This window comes from Acinetobacter sp. ME22 (assembly GCF_022012315.1).
Classification (GTDB): domain Bacteria; phylum Pseudomonadota; class Gammaproteobacteria; order Pseudomonadales; family Moraxellaceae; genus Acinetobacter; species Acinetobacter brisouii_A.
On the sequence record NZ_JAKLTL010000001.1, the window covers coordinates 244,203 to 265,515 of the forward strand.

General features: G+C 43.9%; 15 protein-coding genes. 4 read left to right on the top strand and 11 right to left on the bottom strand.

Annotated features, from left to right (window positions below; all coding sequences use genetic code 11):
- Window positions 1–25: 25 nt before the first annotated feature.
- The 4 genes from entS to fes are packed head-to-tail and all read right to left on the bottom strand — an operon-like array spanning window position 26 to window position 9,858.
- Window positions 26–1,279 carry an enterobactin transporter EntS gene (gene entS, locus LVY74_RS01225; RefSeq protein WP_237813478.1) on the bottom strand — a complete coding sequence of 418 codons (1,254 nt, stop codon included), beginning with the start codon at window positions 1,277–1,279 and terminating at the stop codon, window positions 26–28.
- Window positions 1,276–8,433 carry a non-ribosomal peptide synthetase gene (locus LVY74_RS01230; RefSeq protein WP_237813479.1) on the bottom strand — a complete coding sequence of 2,386 codons (7,158 nt, stop codon included), beginning with the start codon at window positions 8,431–8,433 and terminating at the stop codon, window positions 1,276–1,278. Before LVY74_RS01230 ends, entS begins: the two co-directional genes overlap by 4 nt.
- Before the next feature lie 13 nt (window positions 8,434–8,446).
- Complete coding sequence (locus LVY74_RS01235) at window positions 8,447–8,671, bottom strand: MbtH family protein (RefSeq protein ID WP_237813480.1); 225 nt, start codon at window positions 8,669–8,671, stop codon at window positions 8,447–8,449.
- A 14-nt stretch (window positions 8,672–8,685) separates the two neighbouring features.
- Window positions 8,686–9,858: an enterochelin esterase gene (gene fes, locus LVY74_RS01240; RefSeq protein WP_237813481.1), complete on the bottom strand. Its 1,173-nt coding sequence runs from the start codon at window positions 9,856–9,858 to the stop codon at window positions 8,686–8,688.
- Window positions 9,859–10,145: 287 nt separating this feature from the next.
- Here fes and LVY74_RS01245 point away from each other — a divergent pair, with 287 nt between their 5' ends.
- Genes LVY74_RS01245 through LVY74_RS01260 form a run of 4 tightly spaced genes read left to right on the top strand, consistent with a single transcriptional unit; the run spans window position 10,146 to window position 14,754 of the window.
- Window positions 10,146–10,898: an SDR family oxidoreductase gene (locus LVY74_RS01245; RefSeq protein ID WP_237813482.1), complete on the top strand. Its 753-nt coding sequence runs from the start codon at window positions 10,146–10,148 to the stop codon at window positions 10,896–10,898.
- A 43-nt stretch (window positions 10,899–10,941) separates the two neighbouring features.
- Complete coding sequence (locus LVY74_RS01250) at window positions 10,942–12,168, top strand: isochorismate synthase (protein WP_237813483.1); 1,227 nt, start codon at window positions 10,942–10,944, stop codon at window positions 12,166–12,168.
- A gap of 16 nt (window positions 12,169–12,184) precedes the next feature.
- Window positions 12,185–13,849, top strand: a complete 1,665-nt coding sequence (locus LVY74_RS01255; protein WP_442862765.1) for a (2,3-dihydroxybenzoyl)adenylate synthase — start codon at window positions 12,185–12,187, stop codon at window positions 13,847–13,849.
- A gap of 14 nt (window positions 13,850–13,863) precedes the next feature.
- Complete coding sequence (locus LVY74_RS01260; RefSeq protein ID WP_237813485.1) at window positions 13,864–14,754, top strand: isochorismatase; 891 nt, start codon at window positions 13,864–13,866, stop codon at window positions 14,752–14,754.
- 52 nt (window positions 14,755–14,806) lie between these two features.
- Here the strand turns inward: LVY74_RS01260 and LVY74_RS01265 are convergent, their stop codons facing one another.
- The 7 genes from LVY74_RS01265 to LVY74_RS01295 all read right to left on the bottom strand — a co-directional run bounded on the left by LVY74_RS01265 (window position 14,807) and on the right by LVY74_RS01295 (window position 21,307).
- Window positions 14,807–15,979 carry a cysteine desulfurase family protein gene (locus tag LVY74_RS01265; protein WP_330847860.1) on the bottom strand — a complete coding sequence of 391 codons (1,173 nt, stop codon included), beginning with the start codon at window positions 15,977–15,979 and terminating at the stop codon, window positions 14,807–14,809.
- Window positions 15,980–16,245: 266 nt separating this feature from the next.
- Window positions 16,246–16,494, bottom strand: coding sequence for a hypothetical protein (locus tag LVY74_RS01270; RefSeq protein WP_237813486.1), 249 nt, complete (start codon window positions 16,492–16,494; stop codon window positions 16,246–16,248).
- Window positions 16,495–16,731: 237 nt separating this feature from the next.
- Window positions 16,732–17,523: an amino acid ABC transporter ATP-binding protein gene (locus tag LVY74_RS01275; RefSeq protein WP_237813487.1), complete on the bottom strand. Its 792-nt coding sequence runs from the start codon at window positions 17,521–17,523 to the stop codon at window positions 16,732–16,734.
- Window positions 17,513–18,430, bottom strand: a complete 918-nt coding sequence (locus LVY74_RS01280; RefSeq protein ID WP_237813488.1) for an amino acid ABC transporter permease — start codon at window positions 18,428–18,430, stop codon at window positions 17,513–17,515. Before LVY74_RS01280 ends, LVY74_RS01275 begins: the two co-directional genes overlap by 11 nt.
- An 11-nt stretch (window positions 18,431–18,441) precedes the next feature.
- Window positions 18,442–18,975, bottom strand: a complete 534-nt coding sequence (locus LVY74_RS01285; RefSeq protein ID WP_237813489.1) for a GNAT family N-acetyltransferase — start codon at window positions 18,973–18,975, stop codon at window positions 18,442–18,444.
- 3 nt (window positions 18,976–18,978) lie between these two features.
- On the bottom strand, window positions 18,979–19,974 hold the full coding sequence (locus tag LVY74_RS01290) for an ABC transporter substrate-binding protein (RefSeq protein ID WP_237813490.1): 996 nt from the start codon (window positions 19,972–19,974) through the stop codon (window positions 18,979–18,981).
- Window positions 19,964–21,307 (bottom strand): LLM class flavin-dependent oxidoreductase, encoded by a 1,344-nt coding sequence (locus LVY74_RS01295; protein ID WP_237813491.1) that lies wholly within the window; start codon window positions 21,305–21,307, stop codon window positions 19,964–19,966. Before LVY74_RS01295 ends, LVY74_RS01290 begins: the two co-directional genes overlap by 11 nt.
- Window positions 21,308–21,313: the final 6 nt, after the last annotated feature.

Consider the following 21,313-nt stretch of genomic DNA (forward strand, 5'->3'; position numbering starts at 1 on the left):
AGGTCGTTTCTGTGATTTTAGACCACTAATCTACTGATAAACTTGGATCTTGTAAGGGTGCTTTTTGGACACTTTCAAACTTAAATACAGCGAGCAATCCGATCAGCAACGATACTGTTCCAAAGGTCACAAGGCTTTGCGTTAGCGATGTTAATTTACCCAAAACGCCCAATGCCGAAGTGGCAACCGCATCTCCTGAGGCATCTTGTGCTAGCCAAATGGCATTGATCCGACCTAAGTATTCGTCAGGAGTATGTCCTTGTACAATCGTGTATTGCAGTAAGTTTGCTACAGCCATCAAGTATCCAAAGACGACCAATATGGCTAAGGCAAAGCTCAGCTGTGTGATACAACCCATCAAAATGAAACAGGCAAATGTTCCCAAGCAAGCATATAACATGGTCTGCCCTGGACGTTGCAAAGCTGCAACCCAACCGCTAAACAATGCGCCCAATGTCGCGCCCAAAGGTACAGCACTATAAAGTAGCCCCAATTCAAATGCGCCCGCATGAAAAACATCTTCAATCAGTGCAGGAAAAGTGATGCGGATGGCACTCGAAAAGGTCAACACCGTTCCGATCAATACCGTGCCACCCACGACTTTATGCTGTAGTAAAAATTCGATACCTTGCCACAATTGTTTAAGTGGTGAAAATGCCTTGCGATCAAGATCTAGTTTGGGCTTTAGACTCGGTAAATTCAGCAAGAGTAAGACCGTCAGCACTGTGCCAATGGTTGCTACCCAAAAGGTAGCGACCACACCAGTACTGGCAATCAAAATTCCGCCAACCGCGGGAGAAATAACCGTTGCCAAGCGCACAGCAACCATACTGATTGCACGGGCTTGCAGTAAGTTTTCACGCCCGACAATCATCGGCATCACAGACATCATCGCCGTTACACCAATCGCCCCAAAAAAGCCATCCCAAATTGACAAAGCATAAATCGTCGCTAAATGAGGCTCTGTCAGCATGGCATTCACTGCCAAACCCATAAAACCAAAGGCACACAAGCTACGTGCCAATAAAATCAGTCGTTTACGATCATAGCGATCCGCCAGCAGACCACCAAACAGCAAGCCCACAAACATTGCAATTCCCTCACATGCCATTGCAATTGCAACCTGCAAGGAGTCATGCGTCAGTTGAAAAACCTGTTGAGGAATTGCCACCACCAACATGCCAATTGTCAGTAATGATACGGTACGAGCGATAAACACATCTCTAAAATGTCGATTGTGTTTTAACAGACTAAAATCTGTGATTAAAGAACGTTTCATGAACCGCTCACCACAGCCAATGCCTGACACAATTCATGATTTAAAATTTTCCCAAGTTCCACAAAAGTTTCAGGCGCCAATAAATCTTCATGTGTGGCATAAGGCAAACGGGTCAGTTGTAACTCTCCAACCAAGCCTGACCAATCCCGTTCAGGCTGAATATAGTTGGGTAAGGATTTTTCTGCGACTACAACATGTATTTTCCCATGATAATGCGGCGTTTTATGTGCTCTTAACAAGCGTACAGCATCACGATAATTGGCAAAAATATCCGCTTGTAAACGCTCTGTTTCTGCAAGCATGGTTTCATCAGCATCACTTAAAACTTGCTCAAAGAAGTGTAACTGTTCCTGTTCAGCCTCTTGAGTAATTGCCTCTGCATTTTCATCGTCCCAAGGATGAATTTCCGCAGGATAGGTGTCGAGTAGCCCAACATACGCCACCGTTTTACCCAGTGCCTGCAAACGTTCTGCTACACCATAGGCAATCATGCCACCTAGCGAATAACCGAGTAAGCAATATTGACCTTCGGGTTGCAGCGTTAAAATCTGCTCGACATGATACTGAACCAATGCCTGCATAGACTGGCTCTGACTCAATGCGCCTGTTGGGCGTGGTGACTGTAAGCCAATTAAACTAATCTCAGGGTGAATATGACGATTTAAGATACTGTATTGCCATGCTGCTCCTGATCCTGGATAAATACAAAACACAGGTGTGGTTTGTGCCTGACGAATCTGTAAAATTTCGTCTAAACCCGTCTGTTGTACCTGATGTAGCCGATCTTTAAGGGTAATGTACTCTGCCAGTTTCTCAATACTTGCACCTGCCATAATTTGACTGACAGGAATTTGCACCTGAAACTGTTTACGAATTTCAATTGCCAATTGCATCGCCAACAATGAGTGCCCACCTAAACTAAAAAAGTCATCTTGAACGTGCAAATCACGCTGTGTGCCAAGCAATTTTTGAAAAATACTGACCAATGCAACTTCCGTCAAACTCAGTGCTAGACGTTGTGTATTTTGCTGCTGCATGCGTTCAGGCTGAGGTAAGGCTTTACGGTCTAATTTACCATTATGACTGACAGGCAATTGGGCTAGAACGACATAAGCAACAGGCTGCATATACATCGGTAAACGCTTTTGCAAGGTCTGTCGCAATTGCTGTTCTTCAATCTGATTGAGAGCATCTTCACGTTGTAAATAAGCCACCAATTGACGTTGATCACCGAGCGCATGTTGAGATGATGTTGATTCCTCAGCAAAATCAATGGCATGTACCACGACATTTTCAATATCAATACATTGGCGAATTTGCTGTTCAATTTCAGCAAGTTCAATTCGCTGCCCACGGATTTTAAGCTGATCGTCAACCCGCCCGACATATTGCACAGCGCCATTGTCCAGCCAGTAAGCGTGATCGCCTGTGCGGTACATCCGCTCACCCTCAGCAAAAGGATGAGCAACAAAACGCTGTGCGGTCAAAGCCGTTTGTCCCAGATATCCCAATGCCAGTTGTGTTCCCGACAGATACAACTCACCTTCTACGCCCAAAGCCACAGGACGCAAATATTGATCTAAAATATGCAATTGCGTGTTCCAAACAGGGAATCCAATCGGGATACTGTTTGATGTTGTGCCTTGAAGTGCCTGACGTGCATCATAGTAGCTGACATCGACTGCGGCTTCAGTTGGTCCATATAAGTTATGCAATTCGGCACGACTGTACTGAACAAATTGTTTAACCAATGCCGTTGGGAGGGCTTCCCCGCTACAAAATACCCGTTGCAATGGCAACTCGCAGGGTTGTTGTGCCAAGTACTGTACAAAGACCGCAAGCATGGATGGGACAAAATGCACTGTTGTGACACGATCACGCTCAATACACTGACACAATACTTGTGGATCCTGATGGGCATTGACAGGTGCCATCACCAATTGCGCACCGACAAGATATGACCAGAAAAATTCCCAAACTGATACATCAAACCCACACGGCGTTTTTTGTAAAATCACATCTTGCGCTGTGAGTGGATATTGAGATTGCATCCACTGAATACGGTTGACAATCGCCTGATGTGAAACCTGTACGCCTTTTGGTCGACCTGTTGTTCCTGAGGTATAAATCAGATAAGCCGCTGCATGTTGTGAAATCGTATTGGGTTGATAAGTACTGACATCTATCGGTGTAGCAAGCAAATCATTGAACTCAATCTGTATCAACGTGCTTGGGAAATGTGCTGCCAAAGCTGAAGTGGTGATTACCGCTCGTGCCTGAGCATCTTCAAGCATAAACGCCAGTCGTTCATCTGGTAGCTGTATATCAAGCGGTAAATAACATGCCCCGAGTTCAATCACCGCCAAAATCGCCAGACTCAGTTGCACTGAACGTGGCAATGCCACCGCCACAATATCCCCTGCCTGTACACCTTGCTGCTGTAGACGCTGTGCCAAGGCATAAATTTGCTGCTCTACTTGGCTAAAACTCAGTTGATGCTGTTGATCAGCTAAAGCAGGCTGTGTGGCATATTCACGATAAGATTTACGCAATAACTGCTGCAAGGTATTCACGGACAAAGGCTGTGCCGTCTGTTGAATCTGCTGAAGTAGCGCCCGCTCTGCTGCAACCTGTAGCGGATATTGGCACACAGGCAAATCAGGCTGTTGCAGCGCAATCTCAATCCATTGTTCTAAGCGCTGTAAAACATGTACAGGCTGTGACAGTACACCACGCTGCTCTAAAATCAATTGAATCTGCATGTCAGGAATAACCAATAATGCCAATGGATAATGGCTATATCCACGGTTAGAGATATCATTGACCTGCAACTGATCCAATTGATAATTTTCATAACGATGGTCAGGATAATTTTCCACCACTAACAAACTATCAAACAGCGAGTTTTGTCCTGTCAGTGCCTGAATTTCACTTAAACCCAGTGCATCATGCTCCAAATGGCGAACATGTTGTTGCTGCAAACTTGCGAGTTGTGCCCACAAGTTCTGCTGCATGTCTAATTGTACCCGAACAGGCACAGTATTTAAGAATAGCCCAATCTGTTGTTCCAGTCCCGTAATGGCAGCCGAGCGCCCCGCTACAGGTGTTCCAAATACAATATCTTCACGGTGACTGTACTGTGCTAACCACATCGCCCACAGCATTTGCATAAAGACATTTAAGGTAATGCCTTGTTGTTTAAGCTGCTGCTGTAAACGGCTAGACAGTTCAGGGCTCAGCGTATACAGATGCTCTTGGACAGGTTTTTGCTGATTTTTTTCAAATAGATTCAGCCCCGTACAGCCTTGCAAATCTTGCTGCCAAATACTTTGACTTTCTGTCACAGGTCGAGCAATCAATTCGGTAATCACGCGATCATATGGCTGTGCCAATGTCACAAGGGGTTGTTCAAGCTGTTGATAGGCTGCAAAAAAATCGTCCAAGAATAACGGCGTTGACCAGCCATCGGTCATCAAATGATGAACCAAAATCAACAACTCATAGTGCTGCTCATGCTGTAACACCACCGCACGAATCAGACCATACGGCTGATCTACGGTCAAAGGCTGCTGAATCACCTGTTCAATCTGTACAGCCAAATCGGCATGATCGGTTACAAACCAGTGCAATGGAAAATCTGAGGTCGGCACGGTGTCATAAACAAAAATCGCCTCATCTGCCAGTTGCTCATCGAAATGCCCTGAAAGCTGCGGATGTTTGAGCAAGACAGCATTCAGGGCTTTTTGTAAGCGCAACTGATCCAGTTGACCTTGCAAACGAATATGGGTAAATGCGCTATAACGTGCATTGTGTGACTCTGTTTGTGTATGGAACAACATGCCTTTTTGTAAAGGCAATAGTGCAACAGCCTGAGTATTTTCACCCCACTGCTGGCGGACTTTTGCCAAAATTTCAGGGGGTACTGACGCTACAACCGCAGGAGTTTGTTGAGTTTGTTGCTGAACACTATGCTGTAACTGGGCGACACGTTTTTGCTGAAAGACCGCACTTGGTTTGAGCAGATAACCTTGTTGACGCAGTTCAGTACACAGCATGATCGCAGAAATACTGTCACCACCAATCGCAAAAAAGTCATCGTTTACACCAACTGCATCCAATTTCAAGACTTTTGCCATCGCCTGACACAAGCGCTTTTCCAAATCAGTCTGCGGAGCTTGGGCTTTACTGGATGCCTGTGGACGAGGCAAGGCTTTTTTATCAATTTTTCCACTGACATTACGTGGGAACTCAGCCAAAACCATCAAAGCCGAGGGCACCATGTACTCAGGTAAACGCTGATGTAACAACTCCAGATAAAACTGTGCACGCTGCTCGGCAATGTCAGGGGTCAACGTCACATCTCGTACCACACAATAACCAAGCAAACGGTGGCTGTTATGAATTGGCTCAGCAATAACCGCGATACTTTCCACATCAGGTAACACTGAAAGCGCATTTTCGACTTCGCCAATCTCAACCCGATACCCACGAATTTTGATTTGGTCATCACAGCGTCCCATAAACTCAAGTTTACCTTGCTCATTCCAGCGAACCAAATCCCCTGTACGATACATGCGCTGACCATGCAAATATGGATTGGCAATAAAACGGGTACTGCTTAAATCGGCACGCCCCAGATAACCATTGGCAATTCCGAAGCCTGAGATATATAACTCACCAATCACTCCTGTCGCACATGGATTAAGTTTCTGATCAAGCACATAAGCAAAAGTATTCCCAATCGGACGACCAATCACAGGGCGTTCTGTCTGTTTCAGTTCCGCTCGGAAAGTGTCGACTGTATATTCGGTAGGACCATATAAATTGTGGGCAAAGAGTTCAGGTTGAGCGTTGAGCTGCTGCCATAACGACAAAGGTGCTGCTTCCCCGCCAATCAAGATTAAACGCGGATGATGCTGGTGAGGTGCAAATAATCCGTTGCTGATCATCTGTGCACAAAACGAAGGCGGTAAATCCAGTGTATCAATTTGACGCTGCTGAATTTCTTGTACCAATCCATAGGCATCACGGCGCATATTTTCATCAAAAATATGCAGCTCTTGTCCCCAGAGCATCCAGAAAATCTGTAACCATGAGGAGTCAAACGAAAATGAATGGGTATGTGCTGCACGTAGAGTACGCTCAGGGAAACGCTGTGCTACTGCTTCTAGCACAGGTTGATACACGGTTTCGCGATGCGACAAGATCAGGTTCAACAATGAACCATGTGTATTCATCACACCTTTCGGGCGACCTGTACTGCCTGAAGTAAAAATAACATAGGCAACATCTTGGAAAGCAAATTCGCGCTGCTCAGCCCAAATCTGTTCGCTAGGTTGCTGCGCAATCTGTTGCTGCGTTGCGCGATCATCGAGATAAACCTGCCGAACACCCTCAGGCAACTGCTGTTGTAAATGTTGATGGGTCAAGACAAAGAGTGGATGCGCATCTTCACACATCATGCCCATACGGTCGATCGGATAATCCAAGTCGAGTGGCAAGAAACTAGCACCACTGTTGAGTACCGATAGCATCACCACAATTGATTCGGTAGAGCGTGGAATTGCCGCAGCAATCACAGTATTTTTCTTGGCTCCCATCGACCACAAATAGCGGGTCATTTGGTTAATTTTCTGTGCCAGTTCCGCAAAAGTCACTCGAGTCAGTGCTGTGCTTTCACCACTCACCAGCGCTGTACGTTCAGGGTAGCGACTAGCCTGCTCATAGAAAATATCTAAGACATTATTGTATTTTGTCGGATGGCTAAATTGTGGCCCTGTGCCATACGCGAGCAACGCTTTTTCTTCTTGTTGACTACAAATTTTAAATAAATAGCAGGCGGTATTGGGTTCTGCCAAACACTGCTCTAACAATAAACTTAAACGCTGTGCATGGGCTGCAAGTTCAGTTTCAGTATAACGCACCCGATCAGCACGGAGTTCAATCATTAACTTCTGCTGTTGCAGCAAAAATGAAAACTCAAAGTCATCAATTGGTCCCGTGGACACGTGATGCGTAGTTACTGTTTCACCATGAATCTGAAAATCTTCATCAAACGCTTTATAGTTCAATACAGGGCCATATAAGCGCTGTTCAGCATCAACGGCTTTTAAATCTCGTAAAATCTGCTCAGCATCATACGCCTGATGTGGGCGAATCAATTTATTGGTTTGTTGTATATGCTGTGCCAAACTCAGCCAACTGTCCTGTGCTTGAACCTGATATTGCACAGGCAGCACATTCACCGTAGGTAAACTGGCTCGCAGTGCTTTAAAACCTAAACGGCGCATAAATGGCACACCAACCACCAATTGGGTCTTTTGTGTCATACGGTGCAAGTACAGCACACTCAGTGCCATCATCAAATCAGGCAAAGTAAGCTGTTGCTGTTGTGCAAGTTGCTGAATTTGTTGAGTAATCCCTAAACTCAAGACAATTTGATGTTTATAAAACTCGGCTGTCGTGTGTGCTGCCTGATGCTGCTGACTTAGACTGACAGGTGTCGCCAAAGCACGGCTATAGCTGTGCCAAAAGTCTCGATCTTTTTGAAATTGCTCACTCTCTACATAATGCTGTCGTTCTTGCACAGCACTGAGCATCCCTGTAAACGGTGTTGCTGAAACCGCCTGATGTGCCAATAATGCTTTATAAATCTCCAGAACCCGTTTGCTGAGTTTGGTCAAACTAAAACCATCGAGCATAATATGATGATAACGCTGATACCAAAAAATCTGCTCCGAAGTTTGAAACAGCACTTGTCTTAGCAACGGCTGAGATTGCTGTTGTAAAGACTTCGGTTGCAAACGGTCACTGTCCATCCATTCCCAAACACGTTGCACCGCATCGGCTTGGTTCAAATGACGAAAATCAAAGTATTCAATATTGATGACTTTGTCGGGATTGAGCCACAAATATGCCTCTTCAGGCAGTGTAGAATATTCGGCTAATACTGAATCTGCTTCATGCAAACCTTGCTGAATGGCTTGCCTGAAAACATCTAAATTCAACTGAGCAGGCAGCTCAAGACAATGCGCAATATTATATAAGCCTGCCACTTCACTTAAATGATCTGCCAAAAAAATACCTTGTTGTGTCGATAAAAGTGGCAGCTTTAATTCATGTTCTAAAATCTTATTGTTGAGTACTGAGGTCATAAAAATCTCTCTTTCAGTTCAAGGCAGATGACTGAAAAGGCTGAATGGATTGCCAGTGTTGAGTCACATACTCAAGACAGGCCTCACGGGAACTTGGCCCATAGACATTGCTCCAGCCCAAAGGCTGTAATTTAAATGTCGGCCACAGGCTATATTCGCCTTGGGCATTTTTTAGAACTAAAAATTCGCCCTGTGTATCATCAAATGGATTGAGATAATGATCTTGAAGCTCTGACATAACAAAACCTTGTTTTAATGTAATTGAAGCTGGTGCTGAATCCCTTGCAATAACGGATGAAACCAGCACACCCAGTCATGACCACCTTGAAAAGTGCGGTAGTCTATCGATAAAGAAAATTGAAATTGTTGAAAAAAATCTTCGGAATCTTGGCGCATATCCTGCTCCAAAACGCCTGCTGCCAAATAAATACGCGATGGCTGTGCTTGCATGGCAGGCAAAGCTTGAGCGAACAATGCTGAAAATCGTCCCTGCGCATTTTCCCACCACAACGAACTGGACAACGCCACCACACCTGCCAACCTGTCAGGAAACTGACTCAGCATATAGAGCGCAGACAAACCACCTAAACTTTGTCCAGCCACAATCAGCGTAGCCGATGCAGCATCAGGAAATAACTTGGGCAATAAATCCTGTAGAATGGCATTGAGAAAATCAGTATCACAGCTCAACTCTTGCCAACGCAGAGCCACATCAACACTATCGACCAAGACATAACGAGCCGCGGGGATTTGCTGCTGTTGGGTAAGCTGCGCCAAGCTTGGAAAAATAGACAATTGCTCAGCCCATATTTGCCCATCAAACAATAAGACAATCGGCAAGGCGGCTGGTGAGGATACAACGGGGCTGAGTGAACTGCTGTCCCACCACCAGATTTTACGGGGTTGTGCAGCATCTGAACGATGCCAAAAATACAGATTGGGGACTGTCCGAGGTTGATCTAAAAAACAACCTGCTAGTTGTTGTTTCAAATCAATATAATGCACACAACTGCTCATGGCTGTGCGATACCTTAGCGGATTATAAACATCTACCACACTCTCTTGCAGACGCTCACACCACCATGAGCGAATGTGTGCAGGCGCTTTAGGCGGAGGCTGCTGAGTTGCAATCAAGTTATAACTCCCCAACCAATCCGCAGTAAACTCAGCTTGCCAAACATAGACATCGCTATCTGCAATTGCCTCTAGCTCAGTCAACTGCTGAGTAATATGCGCTGTATGTGAATATACATCGATAAAATAGCGTTGCTCTGCCTGCCCTCGTACCACAAAACTCAGACAGACCCGACCATGTGCTAACACTTCACACAGCGGTGTTCCCTGTTGTGACAACAGATTCCACCATGCCTCACTTCCTAAATCAGGATGCTGCAAGAGCGGATGTACAGGCAACGTGTTCAGCATAATGAGACAGGCTAGAAAGCAAAAGATGTCGCAATCTAACAAAATATTCTTGATAATGTAAATGATAATAATTATTATTTTATAAATTTTAAATTTCCATTATTAAATATAAATCATTGTTTTTAATAATTTATACTAAAATTTCAGATTAAAATACAAACAAAACAAATATGAAAAATCCATGAACATTCATCAAATTATAGTAATTTTTGATAATGATAATCATTTGCAAAAATATAAAAAGCATTGAATAATGCCCCTCGTCGCAAGTCAGGAAAACTTTAAAAATGCAAAATAGTGTCATTGTGACTGGCGCTGCTCAAGGTATTGGTGCAGCAATTTGTCAAGATTTACTTCAACACGGCTTTCGTGTGATTGGGATTGATCAACAAGCGATATCCGCATGGTCAATTGACTCTACTCAGGAAAATTTTTCTGCGATTTGTTTGGATATTACACAACAGCAAGAGAGCCAAAACTGCTTACAGCAGCTCCTCAGCACACATCAGGTCGCGGGCTTTGTCCATGCTGTTGGTATTTTACGAATGGGCAAACTCCTTGAAATATCAGAACAAGACTGGGAGGACTCCTATCGGGTCAATCTCAGAGCTCCTGTCTTTTGGCTGCAACAGATTGCTCAACATTTTTGTTCAAAAAATCAAGGCAATATCGTGGTGATCAGTTCCAATGCTGCACGTATGCCACGTATGAATATGGGTGTCTATGCCACCACCAAAGCGGCTTTAAGCCACTATTGCCGTAACCTTGCCCTTGAAATTGCAGGTCATGGTATTCGCTGCAATATTGTTGCCCCTGGCTCAACACGGACAGCCATGCAACAACAGCTTTGGACGAATGATGAAGTACCAAGTCGCGTATTAGAGGGGGACTTAACCCAATTTCGTACAGGCATTCCGCTTGGAAAAATTGCAGAACCTGAACAGATAGCACAGGTGGTTCGTTTTTTATTGTCCGAAGCGGCAACGCAAATCACCATGCAGGAATGGGTGATCGATGGTGGCGCAACATTAGGCGTGTAGCTCACGCAATTGCCAATAATGATTATTGCTTCAGGACACAATTATGTCAGTTTATTCTCCGTCTTTTATCCGTCAGCAACTGGGGGCTGTCTCCCATATTCAACTTGCCAGTGAGGTTTTGAATTGTCGGGATCAGGCACAATTTTTTTATAACACACCAGATTACACCTTAATCAGCGAAAAAGTTCATGCTCAAGTCCAAGCTCCCCTTCAACCCGATACAGCACGACTGCAAGACTGGTTGAATCAAGCCAAATCACAACTACAAGAGGTGATTAAACAAGGACATGTCGATGCCAAAATTATGGGAGGACTGCCCTTTTCAACGGAGCAAGATGCCCCTGAATTATTGATTAGTGACAGCCGATGGATTCAAAAGCTCTTTTTTCAACCACAAAAATCTTCTGACAATAGGCTTAAACATTATCGCTATCATCCTGAAGCGGCAGCTTATCAGGCAGGTGTACAAGTATTGGTCAATGAAATGCAGCAAGCTCAGCTCAACAAGGCAGTTCTTGCACGTTTGGTTGAACTTGAATTTGAGCAATTGATTAATATTTCTGATGTTTTCCAAAGCCTTGTGCAAGACAACCCCGATGGTTATAACTATGCGATTGCCAGTCACCCCCAACAGCACGGCTGGTTTATTGGTGCTAGCCCTGAACTCTTAATCGCAAAACAACAGGCACAGGTTTGGAGTCAACCTGTGGCAGGCACATTAGCACGTAGCCTCGATGCTGTAACAGATCAAGACAATGCGCGACAACTGTTCAATTCTGAGAAAGATCAGCTTGAGCATAAAGTGGTGATTGAAATGATTGCCGATCAACTCAATCCTTTTTGTAAGCAATTACATATTCCTAAACAGCCCTCGCTGATTCGTACACGGCGTTTATGGCATCTTGCGACTCAAATTCAGGGTGAACTTAAACATCCTGACACCCATATATTTGATCTGGTAGAAGTTTTACATCCGACACCTGCGGTTTGCGGGCAGCCACCTCAACGGGCGCGTCAACGCATCCGTGAGCTTGAACCTTTCCAACGTGAACTCTTTGCAGGTGCGATGGGCTGGGCAGATGGCAAAGGCAATGGTGCTTGGTCTGTCACCGTGCGCTGTGCACGGATCTATCAAAACTTTGCCCGATTGTTTGCAGGTGCAGGGATTGTGGCTCAGTCTGACCCGCAACTTGAGCATGCTGAAACTGCCGCCAAGTTCCGTACCGTCCTTGATGGTTTGGGTTTAGACAGCCAGCGACTTCAACCTTAAAAAAAACACACAGAGAATTAACATGTTTAAATTTTTAGACGGCGCTGTGCCTTTTCCCAGTGACTTTGCCGAATACTATCGCCAGAAAGGATATTGGCTTGGGCAAAATCTAGATCAGTTCTTCAAAATCAGCGTAGCTCGCTATCCAGAAAATAGTGCGATTATTTGTCAGCAGCAACACATCAGCTATCAGGCATTAGATGAATTGATTGATCGCTGTGCCAGTGGCTTATATGCCAAAGGCTTACGTGCAGGAGACAAAGCCATTGTACAACTGCCAAATCGCCATGAATTTTACGTGGTCTTCTTTGCACTGATTCGACTAGGCGCACTGCCTGTGATGTCTTTACCCGGACACCGCCATGCTGAACTTTGTAGTTTCTTGCAACAAACTCAAGCGACCGCTTATTTCTGCGCTGATCTTGGGCCACAGAAATTTGATTTTCGTGGACAAGCCCGCATTTGTCAGCAGCAATCTGCAACGCTGAAACACGTTTTTGTGTTAGGTGAAGCTCAAGAGTTTGAGTCATTATCAGACTTGCTGCATAGTCCTGTTATCACTGAAGCCATGCAAGCGAGCCCTGCGGCACAGATCGCTTTTTTACAGTTATCAGGTGGCAGTACAGGCGTTCCCAAACTTATTCCACGCACCCACGATGATTATTTATACAGTGTGCGTGAAAGTGCTGAAATCTGTCAGCTCAAAAGCCACTCTCGTCTATTGATGGTGTTACCCGCAGCACATAATTTTTCAATGAGCTCAGCAGGTGCTTTAGGCATTTTCTATACAGGTGGCTGTGTGGTGTTAGCAGCAGATGCCAGTCCAGAAACTGCATTTTCCTTGATGCATCAACATCAGGTCACAGATGTTTCGCTCGTCCCTGCGCTGATTGCACCGTGGTTAGCTTATGCTGAACGTCAGCAGGATGATATTTTGTCTAAACTTCATTGTGTACAGGTCGGTGGCGCTCGCTTATCCGATGCAGTTGCAGCACGTTTACTGACAGAATTTTCGGTCAAGCTTCAGCAAGTATTTGGCATGGCTGAAGGTTTAGTGCATTACACCCATTTGAATATGAGTCATGAGCAAATCATCCACACTCAGGGTTTGAAAATTTCAGCCGATGATGAAGTGCTGATTTTAGATGATGATGATCAACCCGTAGCCGATGGTGCAATCGGACATTTACTGACCCGTGGTCCATACACCATTCGCGGTTATTATCGGGCAGAGGAACATAATGCGAACTCATTTACACCCGATGGCTTTTATCGGACAGGTGATTTGGTACGACTGCGTGAAGATGGCTGTATTGTGGTCGAAGGTCGTGCCAAAGAACAAATTAATCGCGGTGGTGAAAAAATTGCCACTGAAGAAGTTGAACAAGCCATCATGACGCATCAGCGCGTGGCTTTAGCTGCATTAATTGCGGTTCCTGATGATGTCATGGGGGAAAAAAGTTGTCTATGTGTGAAATGGCAAGTACAGGAGGATGATCCTTCCGCAATTCGCCTAGCAATGCAATTACGTCAGTATTTGCAACAATATGGTCTGGCAACGTTTAAAATTCCTGATCGAATTGAATTCTTAGATCAGTTCCCTTATACCGCATTTGGCAAAATCGATAAAAAACAGCTCAAAACAAAATTTGGCGTACAGCCAACTTCCCTTTCAGTTTAAAACATAGGTATTTTATGGCTATTCCACGTATTGCAAGTTATCCAATGCCTGAGATTGCACAATTTCACAACAACAAGGTCAACTGGCAAGCTGACGCGAAGCGTGCTGTGCTACTGGTCCATGACATGCAGCAGTATTTTCTCGATTTTTATGATCAGACTCAAGCTCCCATTCCTGAACTGGTTGCACATACCCAAGCCTTGATTGAATTGGCACATGCCCAGCAAATTCCTGTGGTTTATACCGCACAACCTGGCAACCAAACACCTGAACATCGTCAATTATTAAGCGATTTTTGGGGAAAAGGTTTGCAGGATGATCCTCAAATTACACGTATTTTGCCGAGTGTTGCCCCTCAGCCTCAAGACATCGTCTTGACCAAATGGCGTTATAGCGCTTTTAAATTTTCTGATCTTGAAGATCTGATGCAAGAGTGGCAGCGTGATCAGCTAATGATTTGTGGCGTTTATGCACATATTGGCTGTCTCACCAGTGCCCTCGAAGCTTTTATGCTAAATATTCAAGCGTTCCTCATTGGTGATGCTTTGGCTGATTTTAGTCAGGCAGAACATGAAATGGCATTAAATTATGTGGCTCAACGCTGTGGTCACGTCCTCTCAACTGCTGAACTTAGCCATGCTTGGAAGAAAACCATGCCTGAAGACCATTCTACTTTTTCATCTGATCAAATCCGCCAACTGGTGGCTAAACAGTTAAACTTATCCGTCACTGACATGGAAGATGAAGATGACTTACTCATGCTTGGACTGGATTCAGTACAACTCATGAGTTTAGTGAGCCACTGGAATGCTTTGGGTGCAGGTCTGAGTTTTGAAGAACTGGCTGAAAGCCCGACGCTTCACAGTTGGATTCAAAAGTTATCCAAAACTGCATCTGCATCATAAATCATTTCTATCGGGTGTGATGCTATTGTCATACCCGACATTTCAAGAAACTTCATGATGAGGCGAACTCGACAAAATTGGACTTTTGTAATTGTTGTTTGAGTTGTTTGACCAAATACTGTAGGTCTTCGATGGCTGTATATGCACCAAAACTAAAGCGAATCGCCTGCTGTGCCAACTCAGTCGAACGCCCTAAAGCGATTAAAACATGTGAAGGCGCTGGATTTTTTGAGTTACATGCAGAACTGCTAGATACCGCAGCTATTTTTTTAATATTTTCAATGATTAAATCGGCATTTTCCCCTTTAAAGCTCACATTTAAATAGTTCGCAACATTCTGCTGCGGATGACCATTTAACACCACTGAACCAAGTTCCTGCAAAGATGTCCATAAATAATGTCGCAACTGTCTTAAGCGAACTTGCTCACGCTGAATATGCTGTGCAGCACGGTGAAAAGCCTCACCCATTCCCACAATTTGATGCGTTGCCAACGTCCCCGAACGTAAACCACGCTCATGCCCACCACCATGAATCTGGGTTTTAATTTGACGTTGTATGCTACGACGTACGTAAAGCGCACCAATCCCTTTTGGCCCATAGACTTTATGTGCAGATAAACTCATTAAATCTACATGTAGCGCATCGACATCAATCTCGACTTTTCCTGCTGCCTGTGCCGCATCGACATGTAAAATAATATTGTGCTGCTGAGCCAGTTCACCAATCGCTTGAATATCGGTGAGTGTGCCAATTTCGTTATTCACCAACATTAAAGAAATTAAAATGGTATTGGCTTGAATGGCTTGCTGGACTTGTTCAGGGCGAATCAAACCTGTATATGGTTCAGGCTGTAAATAGGTAATTTCAAAACCTTGTTCTTCGAGTTCGGCACAAGTATCTAAAATGGCTTTATGTTCAATCAAGCTGGTAATAATGTGTTTGTTTTGATGCTGATGTTGGGCGGTAATGCCTTTGAGTGCGAGATTATTCGATTCGGTTGCACCCGATGTCCAAATCATCTCTTTTGAGTCTGCACCAATTAACTCAGCGACATATTGACGCGAACGCTCTACAAGTTTTTCAGCATCTAAACCATAGTGGTGCGATTGCGATGCAGGGTTGCCAAAATCTCCGTCAAAGGACAAACATCGTACGATTTCATCAGACACCTCAGGTAATACTGGGGTTGTCGCGGCATAATCAAGATAAATTAATTTAGTCATTTTTATCACGGGATGAATGAGTATTTTCTTATTATAGGGTGAGCTTTTGGTTTTGTTTTATAGCAATTTTTTAGAATAACATCATCGATTTAGATAAGCAGATTTATCACTTTTTCTGCTTTGATTATCTCAATTTCAACGCTAAATAAACCCCTCGTAAAAATAAGTTAAAATCATATCTTTAAGGACTTTATTTAACTTTTAACTGAGCTAAAAATAAAAAAAGGCTATGCTGATATAACCTTTTTATTTCAATATTGGATCATTTAATTATGAATAATTTCTACCAGTTTACGTTCTAATAATTCTTGATATTCGATTTGCGCCTGTAAAAACTCAATTCTTTCGGCAAGTTCTTCATCACTGAGCTTTGCATTTTTCTTTTTAATTACTGCCCGCAAAGACTGAATTTTGTTGCCTCGTTGAATGACCACTTTTCTCAGAAAATTCAATTTTCTATCCAAGAGTTGACGTTGAATATCCTTATCAAGCACCTGATCAAATACCGCATTCATAAATTATAATAACTTTCATGTAATAATATGGGGCAAAGAATAGCATTGTCTGTGTAACAAGAACATAGTGGAACTGAAATTTTTCTGTCACATATTTATCATCTGGTCAAATAAACTTTATGTAATCTAAACCATTTATCAGCTTAAAAATTTAAATTTTTAATTCATTGTTTTTGATTTTATAGCTAGATTGGGCTTGAGCAATACGCCATATTCCATGACGTATTTGCATTAATATTATAAAACACGAGACAGAAAATTTCGGGTACGTTCTTCACGGGGATGCTCTAAAACCTGTTCAGTATATCCCTGTTCAATGATTTTCCCTTGATCCATAAATACAATATAATCAGCAACTTCTCGCGCAAATGCAATTTCATGGGTAACAATCACCAACGTCTTGCCCAGTTTCGCCAAGTTCTTAATTACATTCAGTACTTCACCGACCAGTTCAGGGTCAAGCGCAGAGGTTGGCTCATCAAATAAAATAACTTTGGGATCAAGCGCCAACGCCCGTGCAATCGCAACCCGTTGCTGCTGCCCACCCGATAACTGCTTGGGAAATGCCTCTGCCTTTTCACGTAACCCAACCATCATGAGCAACTGATTGGCTTTGGCAATTGCCTGCTGCCTATTGAATTTTTTATGCGCCAACGGTGCTTCAATAATGTTTTGCAGCACGCTCAAATGTGGAAACAAGTTAAAGTTTTGAAAGACATAACCCACCGATTCACGTTGTTTGAGTAATTCTTTTTCTGATAGTTCATAGAGTTTATCGCCCTTGTTTTTATAACCAATAAACTCACCATCAATCTGGATAAAACCACCATCCACTTTTTCCAAATGATTCATGGTGCGTAGCAAGGTCGATTTTCCTGAACCCGAAGGGCCAATAATCACGGTGACTGAACCCGCAGGAATCTCCAGTGATATATCTTCAAGTGCCTGATGAGCGCCATATTTTTTAAAGACATGGCTGATTTTGATCTGACCGCTTTGGGTATTTGTCGTTGCAAGATTAAGACTCATGGCTGACTCCGACCTGACTAATTTTATTTGGCTTCGCCCATTTCAACCATGCAAACAGACTCACGCTTGATTTACGTTCGCTACGTGCCAACAGCGACTCTACATAATACTGCGCTACAGCAAATACACTGGTAATAATGATGTACCACACCGCTGCAACCATGAGCAGAGGAATCACTTCCTGATTGCGGTTATAGATCATCTGTACCGTATAAAACAGTTCAGGCATTGCCAAGACATAAACAATCGCCGTGCCTTTGGACAAGCTAATACATTCATTGACAATCGCAGGCAAAATACTGCGAATGGCTTGCGGCAAAATAATCCGCGTGGTGCGTCGCCACCATGACAGCCCCAGTGCCGCAGAGGCTTCAAACTGCCCTTGATCAACTGCAACAATGCCTCCGCGAATCACTTCGGCGGTATAGGCACTTTGTACAATCGCCAGTCCAATCAGCGCAGTGGTAAATTGATCAAGTGCATTAATGGTTTTATAACTGGCAAAGCTAATATCAGTAAATGGAATACCCAAGCCAATATGCTCATATAAATATGAAAAGTTATATAAAATAATCAGCACCACGATCAGTGGGAGTGAACGAAATAGCCAGATATATAGCCATGCGACACTTCGAACCAACCACGATGAGGACAATCTCATCATGGCTAAAATTCCGCCAAACACAAAACTGAGTAACATTGCAAAAATAGTCAGTTTTAAAGTCAGATATAGACCGCTTAAAATCGCAGGTTCAAAAAACCATTGCCGAAATACCGACCATTCCCATTGTGGATTGAAAAAAACCGATTCAATCAATACCGCAACAATAAACAGCGATACCACAACGCCCAAATAACGCGTAGGATGCTTTTTCGCCACAATTTTATACGTAGGTTCAGAACTCATGGGGAATGCTCCTACAAAGCTTTGCGAAAAGGCAGCGTTCCCTTGAGCGCTGACTCGGCATAGTGTTCAAAGTTAAATTCGGGATTCAGCTCAAACTGCGGTTCATAACCTAAACTTAAATACAGTTTAACTGCAGGAATTTGTTTAAAGCCCGTGGTCAGATACACATGTGAATAGCCTGCCTGTTTGGCACGGCGTTCCAACTCTTTAACAATTTTGGCAGCCAACCCTTGTTTGCGTAAGTCACTGCGTGTCCAGATGCGTTTTAGTTCTGCGGTCTGTTCGTCATAGCGTTTATACGCCCCCATCGCAATAATTTCATTATTACGCTGCAAGGTTATAAACAGACCATTGGGCGGTGCATACCATTCAGCAGGTTCTTCTTTGTCCGATTTGGACTTTTCGGCATACTCATCAGCATGCCCGCGCTCGGCGAAGAAATCTCCATAAATGGCAAAGTATTCATTAAATAGCCCATCAATGAAGGGCTGTACCTGCTGCGCATTGACAGGGACATCTAAAAATTGGTCGCTAAAACTATTCATGTTTTAATCTCCCAAACCTTGCGGATTAATTTCAGAATGACTCACAGCTTCATCCTGCACGCCCCAACGGCTTAATACTTTTGCCAGTGAACCATCTTGAATCACGCCATTGAGTGCCACATTGACTGCATCCACCAAACCTGTGCCTTTTTTCAAGGTCACTGCAATATCCGCAGTTTTTGGCCAGCCACCTGCCAGTGAACCGACACGTTTTAGTGCTGCGCCGTTTTTGATTTGCCAAGCGCCTGTTGAGTTTGGTGTGAGTAACACATCGGCACGACCTGACTGCAAGGCCAAGACTGCCGCAGCATTGTCCTGTAAATACACAGGTTTGGCAGGTTTCAGACCTTTTTTCTTGTTCTGTTCAATCCAGTCCAGCAAGATTTTTTCTTGGTTAGTCCCCGCCCCAACAATCACATTTAAACCTGCAACATCATCCGCCTTTTCGATTTTTTGTACGCTACTTTTCTTGGCACTAAAGAAGCCAAGTACATCATGACGGTACGTAGCAAAGTCGAATTTCTCTTTGCGTTCTTTGGTCACAGTAATGTTAATCAGTGCAGCATCATACTTGCCTGAAGACACACCCAAAGGCCAGTCTTCCCATGAAGTCGGTACAAGCTTGAGCTTTAAGCCCAAACTGTCTGCCACCAAACGTGCCGTATCCACTTCAGTGCCAATATAAGTCTTATTATCTGCGGCAAGTGCGGATAATGGCGGTGAGTTCTGTGCAATCACCGCAACGGTCAAGTAGCCGTCATTGACAAATTTGTACTGCGCAGGAATCTTGGCGATTGCCGCAGGGTTTTTCTGCACATCAATCGGTTGGGTATTTTCTGCCAAAATCTGCTTTTCTGCATCTGATTGTTGTGTTGCTTGTGCTTTGCTCGCAGTAGTGGTTTCTTTGGCTGTTGCTGACTCAGTTTTACTGCATCCCACCAGACTGGTCACAGTTAAACCGAGGGCTAAGCTTAAAACAATTGAACGGTTAAACGACATCGGTGATTTCCTTTTCTGAGTGAGTTTCAAACTGATTCTGTGGTGCTTTTAAATTAAAACTAGAACGTAAGGTCGAGCCTTCATATTCAAGGCGATACACGCCGCGTTGCTGCAAGATGGGTACAACTTTTTCAATAACTTGATGAATAGTATTGGGTGTAACTCCTTGAATAATGAAACCATCAGCCGCACTTTCATTAACCCAAAGCTCAAGCTGATCAGCCACCTGTTCGGCTGTACCATGAAAATGTGGAAATGGCGTGGCAATACGCAATGCCAAATCACGCAAGCTATAGTTGTGCTGTTTGGCCAATTGCTTAATTTCTTGGGTAGTACTGCGGAAACTGTTTTCACCCAAATTTCCAACATCAGGAAACGGTGCATCAAGATCATGCTGAGCAAAGTCATAATGCTCAAAGAAACGTCCCAAATAGTTCAAAGCATCCTGAATCGACACCAGTTCGGCAGTTTGCTGATATTGGCGTTCCACATCGGCAGCATCTTCCCCAATCAACACTGGAATCCCCTGAAAAATCAGTAGATCATCTGCCTCTCGCCCATATTGAGCTAAACGCTGTTTGACATCGGCATAAAAGGCTTGTGCTTCTTCCAAGCTGTTTTGATGGGTAAAAATCGCATCGGAATGTTTGGCTGCCAATTCCTTACCACTTTCAGAGGCACCTGCCTGAAACACAACTGGACGTTGCTGTGGCGTACGTTCAATATTCAGCGGCCCTTCCACTTCAAAGAATTTGCCCTGATGGTGCAAGGTATGTAATTTATGTGGATTGAAGAATTGCCCCGATGCTTTGTTACGTACAAAAGCCCCTTCACCCCATGAATCCCATAAGCCTTTTACGACATTTAAATATTCATCGGCAATTTCATAACGCAGCGCATGTTCAGGATGCTGCTTTTTCGAGAAGTTTTTAGCAGTGCCTTCTAGCGGTGTAGTCACCACGTTCCAGCCTGCACGTCCCCCACTCAAATGATCCAAGCTGGCAAACTGGCGCGCCACAGTAAATGGCTCACTGTATGAGGTTGACACTGTTCCCACTAAACCAATGTGTTTCGTCACACTGGCTAAAGATGACAGCAAGGTTAAAGGCTCAAAACGGTTTAAAAAGTGCGGAATCGACTTTTCATTGATGTATAAACCATCGGCAACAAACACAAAGTCAAATTTGGCTTGCTCAGCGCGAATTGCCAAATCTTTGACAAATTCAAAGTTAATGCTGGCATTAGCAACCGCATCGGGATGGCGCCATGCCGACATGTTGCCACCCGCGCCGTGTAAAATTGTACCTAAACGAATTTGTTTTTTATTTGACATAATCTA